The sequence below is a fragment of the Blastococcus sp. CT_GayMR20 genome (assembly GCF_004570345.1).
On sequence record NZ_SPQM01000102.1, the window covers coordinates 1 to 18305 of the forward strand.

Below are 18305 nucleotides of genomic sequence, written 5' to 3' on the forward strand. Positions count from 1 at the left end.
GCGCGAGGCGTCTTCACGCTGTGGCCTTCGTCACGGAGTTCCACGCCACGTTCCCATCCGCCACACCCGCCCCTCCCGGCACGGCGGTCACACTGGGTATCGGCGCGCCCACTCTGGGCCCCCGCGGTGCTCTGCTTGACTCGCTCTGCCAAGTTGCCAGCCGATAGGTGTTCGTTATCGTGTCGTGACCGACAGCCGGGGTGGAGACCGATCCCGGGCGGAGTTCACCGACCGGGAGCAGTCGCTCCCGGCCGCATGCCGTCCGGACTCGGGACCATGACGCGGAGCGCCGTCCCAGACGGTGGGTCCCGTTCTCCTGCCCGGGTTCTGTGACCCCGTGGAAGTGTTGTGCGCCGCTCTCTCCAGCTCAGTCTGTTCGCCGTCGTCCTCCTGGGACTCGTCGGCGGCACGCTGGCCTTCTTCCTCGCCCAGAAGTCCGTGACGCTCACCGTCGACGGGCAGGCCCGCGAGGTCGGCACGTACGCCGGAACCGTCGGCGAGGTGCTGGAGGAGGAGGGCCTGGAGCCCGCCGCCCACGACGTCGTCCTGCCGGGCGTCACCCAGGCCCTGGCCGACGGTGACGCCGTGGTCCTCAACCGCGCCCGCCCGCTCGAGCTCACCGTCGACGGCGTGTCCCGCGAGGTCTACGTGACCGCGCTCTCGGTCGACGAGGCGCTGGCGCAGCTCGGTCTCCGCGACGACGGTCTGGTCCTGTCCGCCAGCCGCAGCGAGCGCCTTCCGCTGCAGGGCATGCAGCTGACCGTGACCACGCCCAAGGAGATCGTCCTGGTGAGCGACGGGCAGGAGCGCGTCGTGCGCACCACGGCCGCCACCGCCGGCGACCTGCTCGCCGAGCAGGGCATCGCCCTCGGCGAGACCGACCGCACGAGCCTGTACCTGCGGCAGGGGCTGCTCAACCGCATGCGCCTGCAGGTCTTCCGCGTCCAGATCAGCGAGACGCAGGGTGCCGCCGCGATCCCGCACGAGCGGGTCGAGACCCAGGACCCGAACGCCTTCGTCGGCGACGAGAAGGTGACCGTCCCCGGTGTCGACGGCGAGCAGGTGACGACCTTCCGCGTCACGGTCACCGATGGCGTCGAGACCGCCCGCGAGACGCTCAACACCACCGTGACGCGCGCCCCCGTGGCCGAGCAGGTCACCGTCGGCACCAAGCCGAAGCCGGCGAACACGCCTGCGGCCGACGGCCTCGACTGGGCCGCGCTGGCCCAGTGCGAGTCGGGCGGACGGCCCAGCGTCGTCAGCTCCAACGGCCTCTACCACGGGCTCTACCAGTTCTCGGTCCAGACCTGGCGGTCCGTCGGCGGATCGGGCCTCCCCTCGGAGGCCTCGCCGGACGAGCAGACCTACCGGGCGCAGCTGCTCTACAACAAGGCCGGTGCCGGCCAGTGGCCGCACTGCGGCAGGCACCTCTAGATCGAGCCTTCCCTGAGCACTCCACCGGAGCCTTCTGACGGGCTGCTGGGCCCGGCCGCGATCCGCGAGCTGGCCCAGCAGCTCGACCTCCGGCCGACGAAGACGCTCGGCCAGAACTTCCTGCACGACGCCAACACGATCCGGCGGATCGTCCGGACGGCCGGACTGCGGCCCGAGGACGTCGTCCTCGAGATCGGCCCGGGTCTCGGGTCGCTGACGCTCGGTCTGCTGCCCGCGGTGGAGCGGGTCGTCGCCGTCGAGATCGATCCGCGCCTGGCCGCTCTCCTGCCGCAGACCGTCGCCGCCCGGCGCCCGGACCTCGCCGACCGCCTCACGGTCGTCGAAGCCGACGCCCTGCGCATCCGGGAGCTCCCGGGCCCGCCGCCCACCGCCCTCGTGGCGAACCTGCCGTACAACATCGCCGTGCCCGTGCTGCTGAACCTGCTCGAGCTGCTGCCCACCCTGGACCGCGCCCTGGTGCTGGTGCAGGCGGAGGTGGCCGAGCGGCTGGCGGCGCCGCCCGGCGGCGCGGCCTACGGCGTCCCGTCGGTCAAGGCCGCCTGGTACGGCGAGGTGCGCCGGGCCGGATCGGTGGGCCGCAAGGTGTTCTGGCCGGAGCCCAACGTCGACTCGGGGCTGGTGGCGCTGGTGCGCCGGCCGCCCCCGCCGGGCGACCGGCTCGCCACCTTCGCCGTGATCGACGCCGCGTTCGCCACCCGCCGCAAGAGCCTGCGCGCCGGGCTCGCCCGATGGGCCGGCAGCCCGGCGGCGGCCGAGGTCCGGCTGCGGGCCGCCGGGATCGACCCGGCCGTCCGGGGGGAGCAGCTGTCGGTCACCGACTTCGCCCGGCTCGCGGCGACCGATCCGGTGGAGCCGTGACCGCGTCCGCCCCGGTCACCGCCCGCGCGCCGGCGAAGGTCAACGTGCACCTGGCGGTGGGCCCGCTGCGGCCGGACGGGTTCCACGAACTGCGCACGGTGTACCTGGCCGTCTCCCTGTTCGACACAGTGACCGTGGGCCCCGGGGACGGGCTGTCCCTGTCGGTGACCGGCGAGGGAGCGGACGTCGTCCCCGCGGACCGGCGCAACCTCGTCTGGCGGGCCGCCGAACTGCTGGCCGGCTCGGCGGGCGTCCCTGCCGACGCGGAGATGACGATCGCGAAGTCGATCCCCGCTGCCGCCGGGCTGGCCGGTGGCAGCGCCGACGCGGCAGCCGCCCTCGTCGCCCTGGACGCCCTGTGGGGCACCCGGGCGAGCAGGGAGGACCTGGCGGGCCTCGCCGCCCAGCTGGGCAGCGACGTGCCCTTCAGCCTCCTCGGCGGGGTCGCGCTCGGCTCGGGGCGCGGGGAGCAGCTCTCGCCCGTGCTGGCCCGCACGCCGTCGCACTGGGTGCTCGGCATCGCGGGCGAGGGTCTGTCGACACCCGCCGTCTACGCCGAGCTGGACCGGCTGCGTGCCGCGGGTCGCGTTCCCGACGGGACGGACCTGCCGCCGGCCGAGCCGGTGATCGCCGCCCTGCGCAGCGGCCTGCCGCAGGAGCTGGCCGGCGCGCTCGGCAACGACCTGCAGGCGCCCGCGCTGACGCTGCGGCCCGAACTGCGGCGCGCGCTGGCGGCGGCGACCGAGGCGGGCGCAGCGGGGGTGCTGGTCAGCGGTTCCGGGCCGACGGTCGCCGCGCTCGTCGCCGACGAGCAGAGCGCGGTGCGGCTGACTGCGGCACTGGCGGGGGCGGGCGTCTTCCGCACCGTGCGGGCGGTGCAGGGTCCGGTTCCCGGCGCGCGGCTCGTCGGCTGAGACGAGCGGGTGACGGGCTCAGGCCCCGTCCGCCGCCGAGGGGTCGACGAGACCGGGCTCCAGCTCGAGATGGGCCAGCCCGTTGTAGGCCAGGTTGACCAGGTGCGCGGCCACCTCGTGCTTGCCGGGGGAGCGCTCGTCCAGCCACCACTGCCCGACCAGTGCCACCATCCCTACCAGTGCCTGGCTGTACAGCGCGGCCAGCCGCGGGTCGTACTGGCCAGGGTCGAACTGCCTGGCGAGGATGTGCTCGACCTTCCGCGCCACCTCGCCGATCAGTGAGGAGTACGTGCCGCCGCTGCTGACCGGAGCGTCGCGGGTCAGCACCCGGAAGCCGTCGGTGTCCTCCTCGATGTAGTCCAGCAGCACCAGGGCGGCCCGCTCGAGCATCTCGCGGGGCTGACCGGGGGCCGACAGCGTGGAGGTGAAGCGGCTGAGCAGGGTCTGCATCTCGCGGTCCACGACGACCGCGTACAACCCCTCCTTGCCGCCGAAGTGCTCGTAGACGACCGGCTTGCTGACGTCGGCGTGTGCGGCGATCTCCTCGATGGAGGTCGCCTCGAAGCCCCGCTGGGCGAACAGCTCGCGACCGACGTCGAGCAGCTGCTGCCGTCGCTGGGCCCCGGTCATCCGCACCCGCTGCCGCGCCGCGCTGCTGCTCATGGGCTTCATCCTGCCCTGGGCACGGCTCCGCCCGGGCGTCCTGCGGGAAACAGGTCGCCCGGGCGGAGGAGGCGCCGGAGTACCGGCGTCGTTCAGGTCGTCGCCGGGGCAGGGCCCTCGACGCGGCGCTTGGCCGCGAGCCGGACGGGGTCGGGCCACTTGACGTCCCGAGCCCAGCCGAGCTTCTCGAAGACCCAGATGAGGCGGGCGCTGATGTCGACCTGACCGCGGAGCACGCCGTGGCGGGCGCAGGTGGGGTCGGCGTGGTGCAGGTTGTGCCAGGACTCCCCACCGCTGAGGATCGCCAGCGGCCAGAAGTTCGTCGCCCGGTCCCGGCCGGGGGAGACGAAGGGCCGGTTGCCGACCACGTGGCAGACGGAGTTGATCGACCAGGTCACGTGGTGCAGCAGCGCGACGCGCACCAGCCCGGCCCAGAAGAACGCCGACCAGGCGCCGGCCCAGCTCTGCGTCACCAGGCCGCCGATGACGGCGGGGGCGGCCAGGCTGAGGAACGCCCACACGACGAACAGGCGGCTGGTGGCGCGGAGACCGCCGTCCTTCAGCAGGTCCGGCGCGTAGCGCTCCTGGTTGGTCTTGCGCCGGTCGAACAGCCAGCCCATGTGGGCGTGGAACATGCCCTTGAGCAGCGACCGCAGGTCGGTGCCGTAGCGCCACGGCGAGTGCGGGTCACCCGCGCGGTCGGAGAAGGCGTGGTGCCGGCGGTGGTCGGCGACCCACTGGATGACCGGGCCCTGGATCGCCATGGACCCCGCCGCAGCCAGCGCGAGCCGCAGCGGCCGGTTCGCCTTGAACGAGCCGTGCGTGAAGTGCCGGTGGTAGCCCACGGTCACGCCGAGGAGGGTGAGGTAGTAGAAGGCGACGGCGAGGCCCACGTCGAGCCAGGACAGTCCCCAGCCCCAGACGGCGGGGATGACGGCGCCGAGCGCCAGGAACGGCACGGCCACGATGACGTACAGCGTGACGATCTCGAGCGAGCTCTTGTGCCGGCCGATCGCGTTGTCGGGCAGCCCTGCGTGCGGATCCGCCGTCCGGGGCGGAGCAGTGGGCCGGGTCAGTGCAGGAGCGGACAAGTGCCCTCCGGGGCGGTGTCAGGCGGATCGTCGGCGCTACGACATGAACGCCGGAGCCGAGGCTACGTGTCCGTAACCTACGCCCGCGTAGGGAGCCGCGCGACCGGACCGGGAAGCCCGGTCGGCTGTGCGCCGGCCGGGCGGTCCCCGCCCGGACCGGGCCCGTGAGTGCCCTCCGCCCGCCGCTGGCCCTAGGCTCGCCCCGGGCGCCGGACCACGGCGCCCCGTGGCTCCTGCCGGTGCACGCCGGGCGGAGCCGCGGGTGGGGGATGGGGTAATCGGCAGCCCGCCGGCCTTTGGAGCCGTGCAGTCTCGGTTCGAGTCCGAGTCCCCCAGCTGTGCCGAGCTGTCGCCGTCCGAGGAGATCCGTGACCCCGCAGGAGACATCCGAACCGTCCGTCGCGGCGGTCGTCGTCCTCGCCGCCGGCCAGGGCACCCGCATGCGTTCGTCGACGCCGAAGGTGCTGCACGCCCTCGGCGGCCGGAGCCTGCTCGGGCACGTCCTCGCCGCGGCGGAGCCGCTCCGTGCCGGGACGACGGTCGTCGTCGTGGGCGCCGGACGGGAGGCCGTGGAGGCGCACCTCGGCGAGATCGCCCCGGCGGCGCTGCCGGTCCTCCAGGCGGAGCAGCGCGGGTCCGGCCACGCGGCCGCCGTCGCTCTGGCGGCGGTGCCGGAGGTCGAGGGGCCCGTGCTGCTGGTCAACGGGGACGCGCCCCTGCTGCGGGCGGCGACGGTGACCGCGCTCGTCGAGGCGCACCTGGCCGCGGGCAGCGCGCTCACCGTGCTCACCGCCGAGGTGGCCGACCCGACGGGGCTCGGCCGCATCGTGCGGGACGGATCGGGCGCCGTCCGAGCCATCGTCGAGGAGCGCGACGCCACCGATGCCCAGCGGGCCATCCGGGAGATCAATGCCGGCGTCTACGTCGGCGACGCGGGCGCCCTGCGCCGGAGCCTCGCCGCCCTCGACTCCGACAACGACCAGGGGGAGCAGTACGTCACCGACGTCCTCGGCCTGCTCGTCGCCGAGGGCGCGCCCGTGGGCGGCGTCCTCGCCGACGACCCGGACGACGTCCTCGGCTGCAACGACCGGCTGGAGCTCGCGGCCCGCCGGCGCACCCTCAACGACCGCGTGCTGGCCGACCTCATGCGGGCCGGCGTCACCGTCGTCGACCCGCTGACCACGTGGGTCGACGTCACGGTCACGGTCGAGCCCGACGCCGTCCTGAAGCCGGGGGTGCAGCTGGAGGGGACGACGACGGTCGCGTCCGGCGCCGTCGTGGGCCCGGACAGCACGCTGCTCGACACCCGGGTCGAGGCCGGCGCCTCCGTCGTCCGGTCGCACTGCCTGGGGGCCGTCATCGGCGAGGTGGCCACGGTCGGCCCGTTCAGCTACCTGCGGCCGGGCACCCGGCTCGCGCGCGGCGCCAAGGTCGGCGCCTTCGTGGAGACCAAGAACGTCGACGTCGGCGAGGACTCCAAGGTGCCGCACCTGTCCTACGTCGGCGACGCCACCATCGGCCGCGGCGCCAACGTCGGCGCGGCGACGGTCTTCGTCAACTACGACGGCGTGGCCAAGCACCACACGACCGTCGGCGACCACGTGCGCATCGGCTCCGACACCATGCTCGTGGCGCCCGTCACGGTGGGGGACGGCGCGTACACCGCGGCGGGCTCGGTGATCACCGCCGACGTCCCCCCGGGAGCCATGGCCGTCGCGCGGGCGCCCCAGCGGAATGTGGCAGGCTGGGTACGCCGCCGCCGGGCAGGGTCGCCCGCGGCACAGGCCGCCGAAGCGGCGGAGCGCCGGGCGGAGGCACCCGCCGGCGCCCCGGGCCACGACACCGACGAGTAGGGACAGCGAAGCCGATGAGCGCGATCCGGCAGGCGAACAGCAAGAGCCTGATGCTGTTCTCGGGACGGGCCTTCCCGGAGCTGGCCACCGAGATCGCCGGGCACCTCGGCGTGACCCCCACGCCGACGGCGTCCTACGAGTTCGCCAACGGTGAGCTGTTCGTCCGGTTCGAGGAGTCCGTCCGCGGCTGCGACGCCTTCGTCGTGCAGAGCCACACCGCGCCGATCAACACCTGGCTCATGGAACAGCTGATCATGGTCGACGCGCTCAAGCGTGCCTCGGCCAAGCGGATCACCGTCGTCGCCCCGTTCTTCCCGTACGCCCGCCAGGACAAGAAGCACCGCGGCCGCGAGCCGATCTCCGCCCGCCTGGTCGCCGACATGTTCAAGACCGCGGGCGCCGACCGGCTCATGACCGTCGACCTGCACACGGCCCAGATCCAGGGCTTCTTCGACGGCCCCGTCGACCACCTCTTCGCCCTCGACCTCCTGGTCGACCACGTCTGCTCCCGATGGGGCGACCGCGACATCACCGTCGTCTCCCCGGACTCCGGCCGCGTCCGCGTGGCCGAGCGGTGGACCGACAAGCTCGGCGGCGTCCCGCTCGCCTTCATCCACAAGACCCGCGACCCGATGCGGCCCAACGAGGTCAAGGCCAACCGGGTCGTCGGTGAGGTCGAGGGTCGCGTCTGCATCCTGGTCGACGACATGATCGACACCGGCGGAACGATCGTGAAGGCCGCGGAGACGCTGTTCGACGCCGGGGCGGCCGACGTCATCGTCACCGCCACCCACGGCGTCCTGTCCGGGCCCGCTGTCGACCGGCTCAAGAACAGCAAGATCAGCGAGGTCATCGTGACGAACACGCTGCCGATCGAGCCCGAGCGCCACTTCGACAAGCTCACCGTCCTCTCGATCGCGCCGCTGCTGGCCCGCGCGATCAGGGAGGTCTTCGAGGACGGCTCCGTCACGTCGCTGTTCGACGGAGCCAGCTGAGGACTCGGGAGAGAAGAGTGTGCGCCGCTCGGCAGGAATCGGCCCCGGAACTGCCTGCTGGCGCACACTGAACGAGGTCGGGGCGGAGTCGGGTATCCTCCTGTCGTTGCCCGGCGAGGGAGCGCGGTCCTACCGCTTCTCCGTGATCGACGTGCACGCTCCAGGTGGACGAACCTCCCGGGTGTGCCGCGCTCGCGCGCCGGCTGCAGACCCGATCCGCCTGTTGAGGAGCACACCACCGTGGCTGACTTCCGCCTCGAAGCCGAGACCCGCACCGAGTTCGGCAAGGGCAGCGCCCGTCGCACCCGCCGTGCCGGCCGCATCCCCGCCGTCCTGTACGGGCACGGCCAGGACGTCGTCCACCTGTCGCTGCCCGCGCGCGAGTTCGCCGCGGCGCTGCGCAACGGCGGCACCAACGCCCTGCTGACCATCGTGCTCGACGGCAAGGAGCAGCTGGCCCTGACCAAGGCCGTCCAGCGCGACCCGCTGAAGCGCACCCACGAGCACGCCGACCTGCTGCTCGTCCGCCGCGGTGAGAAGACCACCGTCGAGGTCCCGATCGTCGTCGTCGGCGAGGTCGCTCCGGACACGATCCCGAACCACCAGCTGAGCACCGTGCAGATCGAGGCCGACGCCACGAAGCTGCCCGACAGCATCGAGGTCGACGTCAGCGACCGCTCCGCCGGCCAGAACATCACCGCCGGCGACCTCGTCCTGCCGCGCGGCGCGACGCTGATCACCGACCCCGAGGCGCTGGTCATCGGCTTCCTCGGCGCCCCGACGGCGGAGGCGCTGGAGGCCGAGCTGGCCGAGGCCGAGGCCGAGGCCGGAATCGAGCGCGAGGAGTCCGGCGACGCCGCCGAGGGCGCCGGCGAGGGCGACGTCGTCCCCGAGCCGCAGGACCAGGGCAGCGGCGAGTCGATGGACTCTGCCGAGAAGTCCCAGGACAACTGAGGCTCTCCTGACCGACAGCACGATCCGCGAGGGCGCCGGCACCGCCGGCGCCCTCGCGGCCGTGCCCGGACGGCGGGTCGCCGAGCAGCCCGTCTCCGAGGGTCCGTTCCTGGTCGTCGGACTGGGCAACCCCGGCCCCGGCTACGCCGGGAACCGGCACAACGTGGGGGCGATGGTCCTCGACGAGCTCGCCGCCCGCGCAGGCCTGCGGCTCTCGCCCGGCAAGGGCGCCCGTGCCCGCGCCCTCGCCGGTGAGGGCCGGCTGGCCGGACGGCGGGTCGTGCTCGCCCGTCCGCTCACCTACATGAACGAGTCGGGCGGGCCCGTCCGCGGCCTGCTCGACTACCACCACCTCCCCGTCGAGGACCTCGTCGTGGTCCACGACGAACTGGACATCCCGTTCTCCGCCGTCCGCCTCAAGCGCGGCGGCGGCGAGGGTGGACACAACGGCCTGCGGTCGATCACCCGATCGACCGGCACGAAGGACTACCTCCGGGTGCGCGTCGGCATCGGCCGCCCGCCCGGGCGCCAGGACGCCGCCGACTACGTCCTCAAGGACTTCTCCGGCGTGGAGCGCAAGGAGCTCGACCTGCTGGTCGCCGAGGCCGCCGACGCCGTGGAGGCCCTCCTGGCCCGCGGCCTCGAGGCCGCGCAGAACGAGGTCCACGCCCGAACCTGACCTGGGGGAACTCTTCTCCTGGAGATCATGGTCACAGATTCGCTCCAAATGGGTGAACGGCGACCAGTTGCATTGACGCAAACCTAACTCTCTGTGACTCTCGATCCGGGTCGCGAACGGACCTTCGCGCTTACTTGCTGGTAACCGGCGAGTTGACCGTGTCCGCATGACTACGGAACGTTACGTCAACGGGGGGAACGATGCTGGCTGATCACCAGTTGGCAGGAGGCGCGGCGTCCTTGCTGGCAACGCCCGTCCCGCGAACTGCACCGCGCGCACGCCTCCGTCTCCTCACCCGTCGACACGCCCCCGCCTGGGTGCGCCGGTACTCGATCGCGCTGCTGGTCGCCGAGACCCTCGCAGCGCTGGCCGCCGGCGGCGCGGCAGTCCTCACCCGCGAGGGCGGGCTCAATCTCTCCAACTCCCTCTTCTGGGGTGCTGCAGCCATGGTCGTCGCCTGGCCTGCGCTGCTCGTGGCCACCGGCGCCCACACCGAGCGCGTCTTCGGGATGGGCAGCGACGAGTACCGCCGGGTCGGCCGGGCGGGCCTCCTGCTGCTCGCGTTCGCCGGTTTCGTCTCGTACGCGGCCGCCCTGGATCTGAGCCGGGCACTGGTGGTCGTCGCCGTGCCGGCTCTGACGCTGGGCACGATGGTCATCCGCTACGCCGCCCGCATCCACCTGCACCGTCAGCGCGCGATCGGCCGGCACACCAAGCGGGTCGTCGTCGTCGGTCGCGGCGGGGCCGTCCTCGAACTGGTCCAGCGGCTGCGCCGGGAGAAGTACGCCGGGTTCGACGTGATCGCGGCCTGCGTGACCCCCGAGGACCGCACGAGGGTGGCCGACCTCGCCGGCGTCCCCGTCGGCGGTCTGGACGACGTGGTCAACACCGCGGCCCGGCTCCACGCCGACACCATCGCCGTGACCTCGGCCAGCGAGACGGCCGCCCAGTACCTGCGCCAGCTCTCCTGGCAGCTGGAGGGGACGGGCATCGAGCTGCTCGTCGCGCCCGGTCTGATGGAGGTCGCGGGCCCGCGTCTGCACATCCGGCCGTTCGAGGGCCTGCCCCTGCTCTCGGTCGAGCAGCCCCGCTTCGAGGGCTGGACCCGCCTCGTCAAGGGTGCCGTCGACCGTGGGCTGGCCGTCGCGGCGATCCTGCTGCTCGCTCCGGTCCTGGCGTGCATCGCCGTCGCGGTGCGCGTGACGAGCACCGGTCCGGTGCTGTTCCGCCAGGAGCGCGTCGGCGTCAACGGCCAGACCTTCACCATGCTGAAGTTCCGGAGCATGGTGGTGGACGCCGACGTCCGGCTGGAGGCACTGCAGGCGAGCAACATCTCCGACGGCCTGCTCTTCAAGATGCGGGACGACCCGCGGGTCACCTCGGTGGGCAAGTGGCTGCGTCGGCTGTCCCTCGACGAGCTCCCCCAGCTGTTCAACGTGCTGGCCGGGACCATGTCCCTGGTGGGTCCGCGGCCGCCCCTGCCCAACGAGGTGGCCAACTACGACTCGCAGGTCCGCCGCCGCCTCCTGGTCAAGCCTGGCCTCACCGGCCTGTGGCAGATCTCCGGCCGCAGCGACCTCCCGTGGGAGGAGGCAGTCCGGCTGGACCTCCGCTATGTCGAGAACTGGTCCCTGACGCTGGACCTGCTCATCCTGTGGAAGACCTGTCGTGCGGTCCTGAGTTCCTCGGGCGCCTACTGAGCGCGTGAGCACGACGGCGGGGCCGGACTACCAGGGCTAACCTGGCAGTCCGGCCCCTGTCGCATTCCGCGGCACGCGTGCGGCCTCGGCGATCCTCAGGAGAATCAAGCGTGACCTTGCGCGGCGTGCTCGACGTCGTCCTCACCGATCCCGGCATGGCGCGCGTCGTCGCCGCGGCCGGCCACGCCTCCCTCGCCGTCACCGCGCCGCCGCCCGTGCAGCCGCTGGTGGCTGCAGCCCTCGCGGCTGGCAAGCCGGGCGCCGGGGTGCCGGTCCTCGTCGTCACGGCCGGCGAGCGCGACGCCGACCAGGTCGCCGACCTGCTCCGGTGCTTCGTCCCCGGCCGCCGGGTGGAGACCTTCCCCGCATGGGAGACGTTGCCGCACGAGCGGCTCAGCCCCCGCGCGGACACCGTCGGCCGCCGGCTGGCCGTGCTGCGCGACCTGACCCATCCCGGGGAGAACGGCACGATCGACGTGCTGGTCGCCCCGGTCCGCAGCGTGCTCCAGCCGCTGGCCCCCGGCCTGGGCGATCTGGTGCCGGTCGAGCTGCGCCCGGGGGCCGAGGCCGACCTCGAGGACGTCGCCCGGGCCCTCGTCGATGCGGCCTACACGCGGGTCGAACTCGTGGAGAAGCGCGGGGAGTTCGCCGTCCGCGGCGGTCTGCTCGACGTCTTCCCGCCCACCGAGCCGCACCCCGTGCGCGTGGAGTTCTGGGGCGACGAGGTCGACGAGCTGCGCTACTTCTCCGCCGCCGACCAGCGGTCGCTCGACGAGCGGCCCGAGCGCCTGTGGGCCCCGCCCTGCCGCGAGCTGCTGCTGTCGGAAGAGGTGCGCGCGCGGGCCACCGCGCTGGCCACCGAGCACCCCGAGCTCGCCGAGATCCTCGGCAAGCTCGCCGAGGGCATCGCCGTGGAGGGCATGGAGTCGCTCATCCCGGTCCTGGTGCCGGGGGACATGCAGCTGCTGACCGACCTGGTCGCCCGTGGGACGCATGTCCTGGTCTGCGATCCGGAGCGGGTGCGCAGCCGGGCCGCCGACCTGGTGCGCACCGCCGAGGAGTTCCTCGCCGCGTCCTGGTCGACGGCCGCCGAGGCGGGGCAGGCGCCGATCGACCTCGGGGCGTCGTCCTTCAAGGACCTCGCGGAGGTGGAGACGACCGCCCGCATCCGCGGCCTGCCGTGGTGGACCACGGGGCCGTTCACCCTGGCCGCCGAGGACGACGACGAGCACGTCACCCTCGACGCCACCGTCGTCGATCGCTTCTCCGGCGACGTGCCGAAGGCCGTCGAGCAGGTGCGCGCCTGGACCCGCGACGACTGGCGGGTCGTCGTCACCTTCGCCGGCCCGGGACCCGCGCAGCGCGCGGCCGACCAGTTCGCGGAGGCCGACCTCGGCGTCCGGCTGGTGCCCGACCTCGCCGGGCCGCCCGAGGCCGGGCTGGCGCACGTCACCCAGGGCAACCTCGAGTCCGGGTTCGCCTTCCCCGGGATCGGCCTGGCCCTGCTCACCGAGCACGACCTCACCGGCCAGCGCGGTACCAACATGCGCGACGCGGCGAAGATGCCCGCCCGCCGGCGCAACGCCGTCGACCTGGTGCAGCTGCAGCCCGGCGACCTCGTCGTCCACGAGCAGCACGGCATCGGCCGCTACATCGAGATGATCAGCCGCACGATCAACGGCGGGCAGCGCGACTACCTGATCGTCGAGTACGCCCCGTCGCGGCGGAACCAGCCGCCGGACCGGCTCTTCGTGCCGACCGACTCCCTCGACCAGCTCACCCGCTACGTCGGCGGGGAGGCGCCCGCGCTCTCCAAGCTGGGCGGCGCCGACTGGAAGAACACGAAGAACAAGGCCCGCAAGGCGGTCAAGCAGATCGCCGCCGAACTCATCCGGCTCTACTCGGCGCGGATGGCGACCAAGGGTCACGCCTTCGGCCCCGACACGGTCTGGCAGCGCGAGCTCGAGGACGCCTTCCCGTTCCAGGAGACCCCCGACCAGCTCGGGGCCATCGACGAGGTCAAGGCCGACATGATGCAGCCGGTGCCGATGGACCGGATCATCTGCGGCGACGTCGGCTACGGGAAGACCGAGATCGCCGTCCGGGCGGCGTTCAAGGCGGTGCAGGACGGCAAGCAGGTCGCCGTCCTGGTGCCGACGACGCTGCTGGCCAACCAGCACTTCAAGACGTTCTCCGAGCGGTTCGCCCAGTTCCCGGTGACCGTCGCAGTGCTGTCGCGGTTCCAGTCCAAGGCCGAGAGCGACGAGATCATCCGCAAGCTGGGCGCCGGGGAGATCGACGTCCTCGTCGGCACCCACCGGCTGCTGCAGCCGACCACCCGATTCAAGGACCTCGGGCTGGTCATCGTCGACGAGGAGCAGCGCTTCGGCGTCGAGCACAAGGAGTACCTGAAGACCATGCGGACGGCGGTCGACGTGCTCTCGATGTCGGCCACCCCGATCCCGCGCACCCTGGAGATGTCGCTGACCGGTATCCGGGAGATGTCGACGATCCTCACCCCGCCCGAGGAGCGGCATCCGGTGCTGACCTACGTCGGCGCGTGGGACGACAAGCAGATGGCCGCGGCGATCCGCCGCGAGCTGCTGCGCGACGGCCAGGTCTTCGTGATCCACAACCGGGTGCAGTCGATCGACAAGGCGGCGGCGAAGATCCGCAACCTCGTGCCCGAGGCCCGCGTCGCCGTCGGCCACGGCCAGATGAAGGAGCACGAGCTCGAACGGATCATGGTCGGCTTCTGGGAGAAGGAGTACGACGTCCTGGTCGCCACGACGATCGTCGAGTCCGGCCTGGACATCCCCAACGCCAACACCCTGGTCGTCGACCGGGCCGACACCTTCGGCCTGTCGCAGCTGCACCAGATCCGCGGGCGCGTGGGCCGCGGCCGCGAGCGCGCCTACGCCTACTTCACCTACGACCCGACCCGGCCGCTGACCGAGACCTCGGTCGACCGGCTGACCACCATCGCGCACAACACCGATCTGGGTGCCGGCATGGCCGTGGCGATGAAGGACCTGGAGATCCGCGGCTCGGGCAACCTTCTCGGCGGCGAGCAGTCCGGGCACATCGCCGGGGTCGGCTTCGACCTCTACGTCCGGCTCGTCGGCGAGGCCGTGACCGACTACCGCGCCCAGGTCAGCGGGGAGTCCGCGCCGGTCGAGCCGCTCGAGGTCCGGGTCGACCTGCCGGTGGACGCCCACCTCCCGCACGACTACGTGCCCGGCGAGCGGCTGCGGATGGAGGCCTACCGCAAGGTCGCCTCCGTGCAGAGCGACGAGCAGGCGCAGGCGGTCCTCGACGAGCTCACCGACCGCTACGGCGCCCCGCCGGCGCCGGTGCTCAACCTGCTGGCCGTCGCCCGCTTCCGGACGGCGATGCGCGCGCTGGGGATCACCGAGGTGTCGCTGCAGGGCCGGGCGATCCGGATCAGCCCCGTGCCGCTGCGCGAGTCGCAGCAGATGCGGCTGGCGCGGCTGGCCGACGGGGCGTCCTACAAGGCGGCGGTCGAGACGATCTCGCTCAAGGTGCCGGTCGGACCCGACCGCCGGACGCCGCTCCGGGACGTCGCGCTGCTGGAGAACCTGCACTCGGTGCTCACGGCCGTCCTCGAGCAACCTGTCGCCGCCGCCTCATGAGGAACGGGCCGCCCTGCGCTCCGGGTCACAGCGGGTGTGGGATTCTCCGGGCGTGCTGAAGCGTCGCGTTCCCCGGGTGCTGGTCTCCGGGTTCCTCCTGACCGTCGCGGTGACGGGGCTAGCTGCCTGCCGGACCTCGCCGAACGTCGCCGCCTACGTCGGCGAGAGCACGGTGAGCGTCTCCGAGCTGGATGCCGCCGTGGCCGACCGGCTCACCGACGAGCGCGTCGCCGCCTTCGCCGCCACGGACGAGGCCGGTTTCACCCGCCGGGTCCTCGGCCTGCTGGTGCAGCAGGAGGTCTACGCCGAGGCCGCCGAGCGCTACGACGTCGAGGTGGACAACGACGACGTCCGGGCGCGGATCGAGCAGCTGCTCGGCGAGGACGACCCCGACGAGGTCTACGCCCAGCTCGCCGACCAGGGCATCAGCCGGGGCGACGTGTTCGAGAACGTTCGCCAGCTGCTCACCCGCGAGCAGATCGCCGAGTCCGACGGCCAGGCCGAGGGGCTGGACGTCGCCGCCCTGCAGGCACGGTACGAGGAGACCCGCGAGAGCCTCGGCGAGCTGTCGTTCGGCTACATCGCGGTGCCCGACCAGCCCACGGCCGACTCCGTCCTCGCCCAGCTCACCGCCAACCCGGCCGGCTACGCGGCCATCGCGGCCCAGTACCCGGGCGAGTTCACGCTGCCCGCCCTGGAGTCGCGCACCGCCGAGGAGCTGCCCTCCGTGCTGGTCGAGGGGATCACCGGCGCGGCACCCAACACCGGCTTCACCACGCCCATCCCCGAGACCGGGGGCATCGTCGTCACCTTCGTGGAGGGCACCGTCTACCCCTCGTTCGAGGAGGTCCGGCCCCAGCTGGAGCAGGAGGCCTCGCAGGCCGCCGAGCAGGCCGGGACCGAGCTCGTCGCCGAGGTACGCCGCGACCTCGGGGTCACCGTGAACCCGCGGTTCGGGGTCCTCGAGGACGCCCGGCTCGTCCCGGCCGACGGTGGTGTCGTGGACATCCTCGAGGACGAGACCGAGACCGAGCAGCCGGCGGGCGTGCCGGCCGAGTAGGGCCGCGCCCCGGCGTTCCCGGAGACTGGGCCGGTGCCCGTCGCCCTCGTCGTCACCGTGAGCCCGCGTCTGCCCGGCCTGCTCGGCCCCGCCGGGTGGCGGGCGGTCACCTCGGCCCCGGCTCTCGCCGCGCTTCCGGGCGCCGCGGCCACGGCCGATGTACTGCGGGCCGACGGCTGGACGGTCACCGACGTCCCCGATGTCGCCGCCCTGACCCGGGACGTCGTCCTCCTCGCGGCCCCGGGCGAGACCCCGGGGAAGTCCGTCGCCGGCGCACAGGAGCCGGCGGGGGCGCGGCTGCTGGACGTCGCCGCCGTGATGGACCGCCTGCGGTCGCCGGGCGGCTGTCCCTGGGACGCCGAGCAGACCCACTCCTCGCTGCGCGGCTACCTGCTCGAGGAGGCGCACGAGGCCTACGACGCGATCGTGGACGACGACCCGGCGGCGATGCGCGAGGAGCTCGGCGACGTGCTGCTGCAGGTGGTCTTCCACGCCCGGGTGGCGGCGGAGGCGGCGCCGGAGCGACGGTTCGACATCGACGACGTCGCCGGCGACCTGGTCGACAAGCTGGTGCGCCGGCACCCGCACGTGTTCGGCGACGCCGGCCCGCGCGACGTCGCGGAGGTCGAGGCGGGCTGGGAGGAGATCAAGAAGGCGGAGAAGCAGCGCCGCTCACCCACCGAGGGCGTCTCCCGCTCCCAGCCGGCCGCCGCGTGGGGGCAGGCCCTGGTGCGCCGCGCCGCCCGGGTCGGGCTCCCCACCCCGCAGCCCGCGGACCTGACCGTCGACAGCCCCGAGGAGCTGGGGGAGCGGCTGCTCGGCGTCGTCGCCGCGGCCGAGCAGCGGGGCTGGGACGTCGAGGACGCCCTGCGCGAGGCCGTGCGCCGCTACGCCGGTGAGCTCGACGCTGAAGCCGCGGCACGGTCCGCGGGGGACTGAGGCCGCCGCCGGGGCGAGGCTCGCGACCGCGGCGCACCGGGCTGGCTAGGCTGCTCCCGTGCCAAGCATCGACGCCGTAGGCGCGCGGGAGATCCTGGACTCGCGCGGAAACCCCACCGTGGAGGTCGAGGTCGCCCTCGACGACGGGACCATCGCCCGGGCCGCCGTGCCCAGCGGCGCCTCCACGGGTGCCTTCGAGGCCGTGGAGCTGCGGGACGGCGGTGAGCGGTACGGCGGCAAGGGCGTGACCAAGGCGGTCGACGGCGTCCTCGACGTCATCGGCCCCGAGCTGGTCGGCTACGAGGCGAGCGAGCAGCGGCTGGTCGACCAGCGGCTGCTGGACCTCGACGGGACGCCGGACAAGTCGCGCCTGGGCGCCAACGCGATCCTCGGCGTCAGCCTCGCGGTCGCCCGCGCCGCCGCGGACTCCGCCGGTCTGCCGCTGTTCCGCTACGTCGGCGGACCGTCGGCGCACCTGCTGCCCGTGCCGATGATGAACATCCTCAACGGTGGCGCCCACGCCGACAGCAACGTCGACGTCCAGGAGTTCATGATCGCCCCGATCGGCGCGCCGACGTTCGCCGAGGCGCTGGCCATGGGCACGGAGGTCTACCACTCCCTCAAGTCGGTCCTGAAGAAGGACGGCCTGGCGACGGGCCTCGGCGACGAGGGCGGCTTCGCCCCCAGCCTGTCGAGCAACCGGGCGGCGCTGGACCTCATCGTCCGGGCCGTCGAGCAGGCCGGCTACGGCGTCGGGACCGACATCGCCTTCGCCCTCGACGTCGCGGCCACCGAGTTCCACTCCGACGGTGCGTACGCCTTCGAGGGGAAGAAGCTGTCGGCCGAGGAGATGACGGCGTACTACACCGAGCTCGTCGACGCCTTCCCGATCGTCTCCATCGAGGACCCGCTGTCCGAGGAGGACTGGGACGGCTGGATCGCGCTGACCGACGCCCTGGGCGACCGGGTCCAGATCGTCGGCGACGACCTGTTCGTCACCAACCCGACCCGGCTGGCCGACGGCATCGCCCGCGGCGCGGCCAACGCCCTGCTCGTGAAGGTCAACCAGATCGGCACGCTCACCGAGACCCTCGACGCGGTCAACCTCGCCCACCGCAGCGGCTACCGCTGCATGATGAGCCACCGCTCGGGCGAGACGGAGGACACCACGATCGCCGACCTCGCCGTCGCCACCGACTGCGGGCAGATCAAGACCGGTGCCCCGGCCCGCAGCGAGCGCGTCGCCAAGTACAACCAGCTGCTCCGGATCGAGGAGGAGCTGGACGACGCCGCGCGCTACGCCGGTGCGGCCGCCTTCCCGCGCCTGACCGTCTGAGGCAGCGGGATGAGCAGCGTTCGCGGCCGGAGAGGCGGGTCGTCGTCCGACGGCCGGCGCTCCACCGGCCGGGCGCCGCGCGTCCACTCCACGCGGCCGGTCCGCGCGGGGCTGCGGTCCGGCGCGACCAGCCGCCCGGGCCAGCGGCGGGCCGG

The 18305-nt window shown here is 73.3% G+C and carries 14 protein-coding genes and 1 tRNA gene; 13 read left to right on the top strand and 2 right to left on the bottom strand.

What is annotated here, in order from left to right; translation table 11 throughout:
- Positions 1-348 precede the first annotated feature (348 nt).
- From E4P40_RS19585 to E4P40_RS19595, 3 genes are all read left to right on the top strand, one after another.
- A complete protein-coding gene (locus E4P40_RS19585) occupies positions 349-1434 on the top strand; it encodes a resuscitation-promoting factor (RefSeq protein WP_135160178.1) in 1086 nt (361 codons plus the stop codon).
- 147 nt (positions 1435-1581) lie between these two features.
- Positions 1582-2313 carry a 16S rRNA (adenine(1518)-N(6)/adenine(1519)-N(6))-dimethyltransferase RsmA gene (gene rsmA, locus E4P40_RS19590; RefSeq protein WP_245160449.1) on the top strand — a complete coding sequence of 244 codons (732 nt, stop codon included), beginning with the start codon at positions 1582-1584 and terminating at the stop codon, positions 2311-2313.
- Complete coding sequence (locus tag E4P40_RS19595; protein ID WP_135160180.1) at positions 2310-3227, top strand: 4-(cytidine 5'-diphospho)-2-C-methyl-D-erythritol kinase; 918 nt, start codon at positions 2310-2312, stop codon at positions 3225-3227. The genes rsmA and E4P40_RS19595 overlap by 4 nt, the downstream gene beginning before the upstream one ends.
- Positions 3228-3245: 18 nt before the next feature.
- On the opposite strand, the gene E4P40_RS19600 is transcribed toward E4P40_RS19595, so the two are convergent.
- Positions 3246-3890: a TetR/AcrR family transcriptional regulator gene (locus E4P40_RS19600; RefSeq protein WP_135160181.1), complete on the bottom strand. Its 645-nt coding sequence runs from the start codon at positions 3888-3890 to the stop codon at positions 3246-3248.
- Positions 3891-3982: 92 nt separating this feature from the next.
- The gene (locus tag E4P40_RS19605; protein WP_135160182.1) at positions 3983-4981 is read right to left on the bottom strand and encodes an acyl-CoA desaturase; all 999 of its coding nucleotides are present in this window, start codon (positions 4979-4981) and stop codon (positions 3983-3985) included.
- A 263-nt stretch (positions 4982-5244) separates the two neighbouring features.
- Here E4P40_RS19605 and E4P40_RS19610 point away from each other — a divergent pair.
- From E4P40_RS19610 to eno, 10 genes are all read left to right on the top strand, one after another.
- Positions 5245-5317 (top strand) — tRNA-Gln (locus E4P40_RS19610).
- Positions 5318-5349: 32 nt separating this feature from the next.
- Complete coding sequence (glmU, locus tag E4P40_RS19615; protein WP_135160183.1) at positions 5350-6834, top strand: bifunctional UDP-N-acetylglucosamine diphosphorylase/glucosamine-1-phosphate N-acetyltransferase GlmU; 1485 nt, start codon at positions 5350-5352, stop codon at positions 6832-6834.
- Between the two features lie 14 nt (positions 6835-6848).
- Positions 6849-7829, top strand: a complete 981-nt coding sequence (locus E4P40_RS19620) for a ribose-phosphate diphosphokinase (RefSeq protein WP_135160184.1) — start codon at positions 6849-6851, stop codon at positions 7827-7829.
- Positions 7830-8069: 240 nt separating this feature from the next.
- Positions 8070-8783, top strand: coding sequence for a 50S ribosomal protein L25/general stress protein Ctc (locus E4P40_RS19625; protein WP_135160185.1), 714 nt, complete (start codon positions 8070-8072; stop codon positions 8781-8783).
- Between the two features lie 61 nt (positions 8784-8844).
- Positions 8845-9462, top strand: a complete 618-nt coding sequence (gene pth, locus E4P40_RS19630) for an aminoacyl-tRNA hydrolase (RefSeq protein ID WP_135160186.1) — start codon at positions 8845-8847, stop codon at positions 9460-9462.
- Positions 9463-9779: 317 nt separating this feature from the next.
- On the top strand, positions 9780-11162 hold the full coding sequence (locus E4P40_RS19635; RefSeq protein WP_245160448.1) for a sugar transferase: 1383 nt from the start codon (positions 9780-9782) through the stop codon (positions 11160-11162).
- A 110-nt stretch (positions 11163-11272) separates the two neighbouring features.
- A complete protein-coding gene (gene mfd / locus E4P40_RS19640; RefSeq protein ID WP_209305424.1) occupies positions 11273-14815 on the top strand; it encodes a transcription-repair coupling factor in 3543 nt (1180 codons plus the stop codon).
- 52 nt (positions 14816-14867) lie between these two features.
- Positions 14868-15875, top strand: coding sequence for a SurA N-terminal domain-containing protein (locus tag E4P40_RS19645; protein WP_135160188.1), 1008 nt, complete (start codon positions 14868-14870; stop codon positions 15873-15875).
- A 33-nt stretch (positions 15876-15908) separates the two neighbouring features.
- Positions 15909-16814, top strand: coding sequence for a MazG family protein (locus E4P40_RS19650; protein ID WP_135160189.1), 906 nt, complete (start codon positions 15909-15911; stop codon positions 16812-16814).
- Between the two features lie 58 nt (positions 16815-16872).
- On the top strand, positions 16873-18150 hold the full coding sequence (gene eno, locus E4P40_RS19655) for a phosphopyruvate hydratase (RefSeq protein ID WP_135160190.1): 1278 nt from the start codon (positions 16873-16875) through the stop codon (positions 18148-18150).
- Positions 18151-18305 lie beyond the last annotated feature (155 nt).

Excerpts from the sequence above, each read along its gene's own strand:
- E4P40_RS19600 (WP_135160181.1), bottom strand. The coding sequence starts at position 3,890 with ATGAGCAGCAGCGCGGCGCGGCAGCGGGTGCGGATGACCGGGGCCCAG.
- E4P40_RS19620 (WP_135160184.1), top strand. The coding sequence starts at position 6,849 with ATGAGCGCGATCCGGCAGGCGAACAGCAAGAGCCTGATGCTGTTCTCG.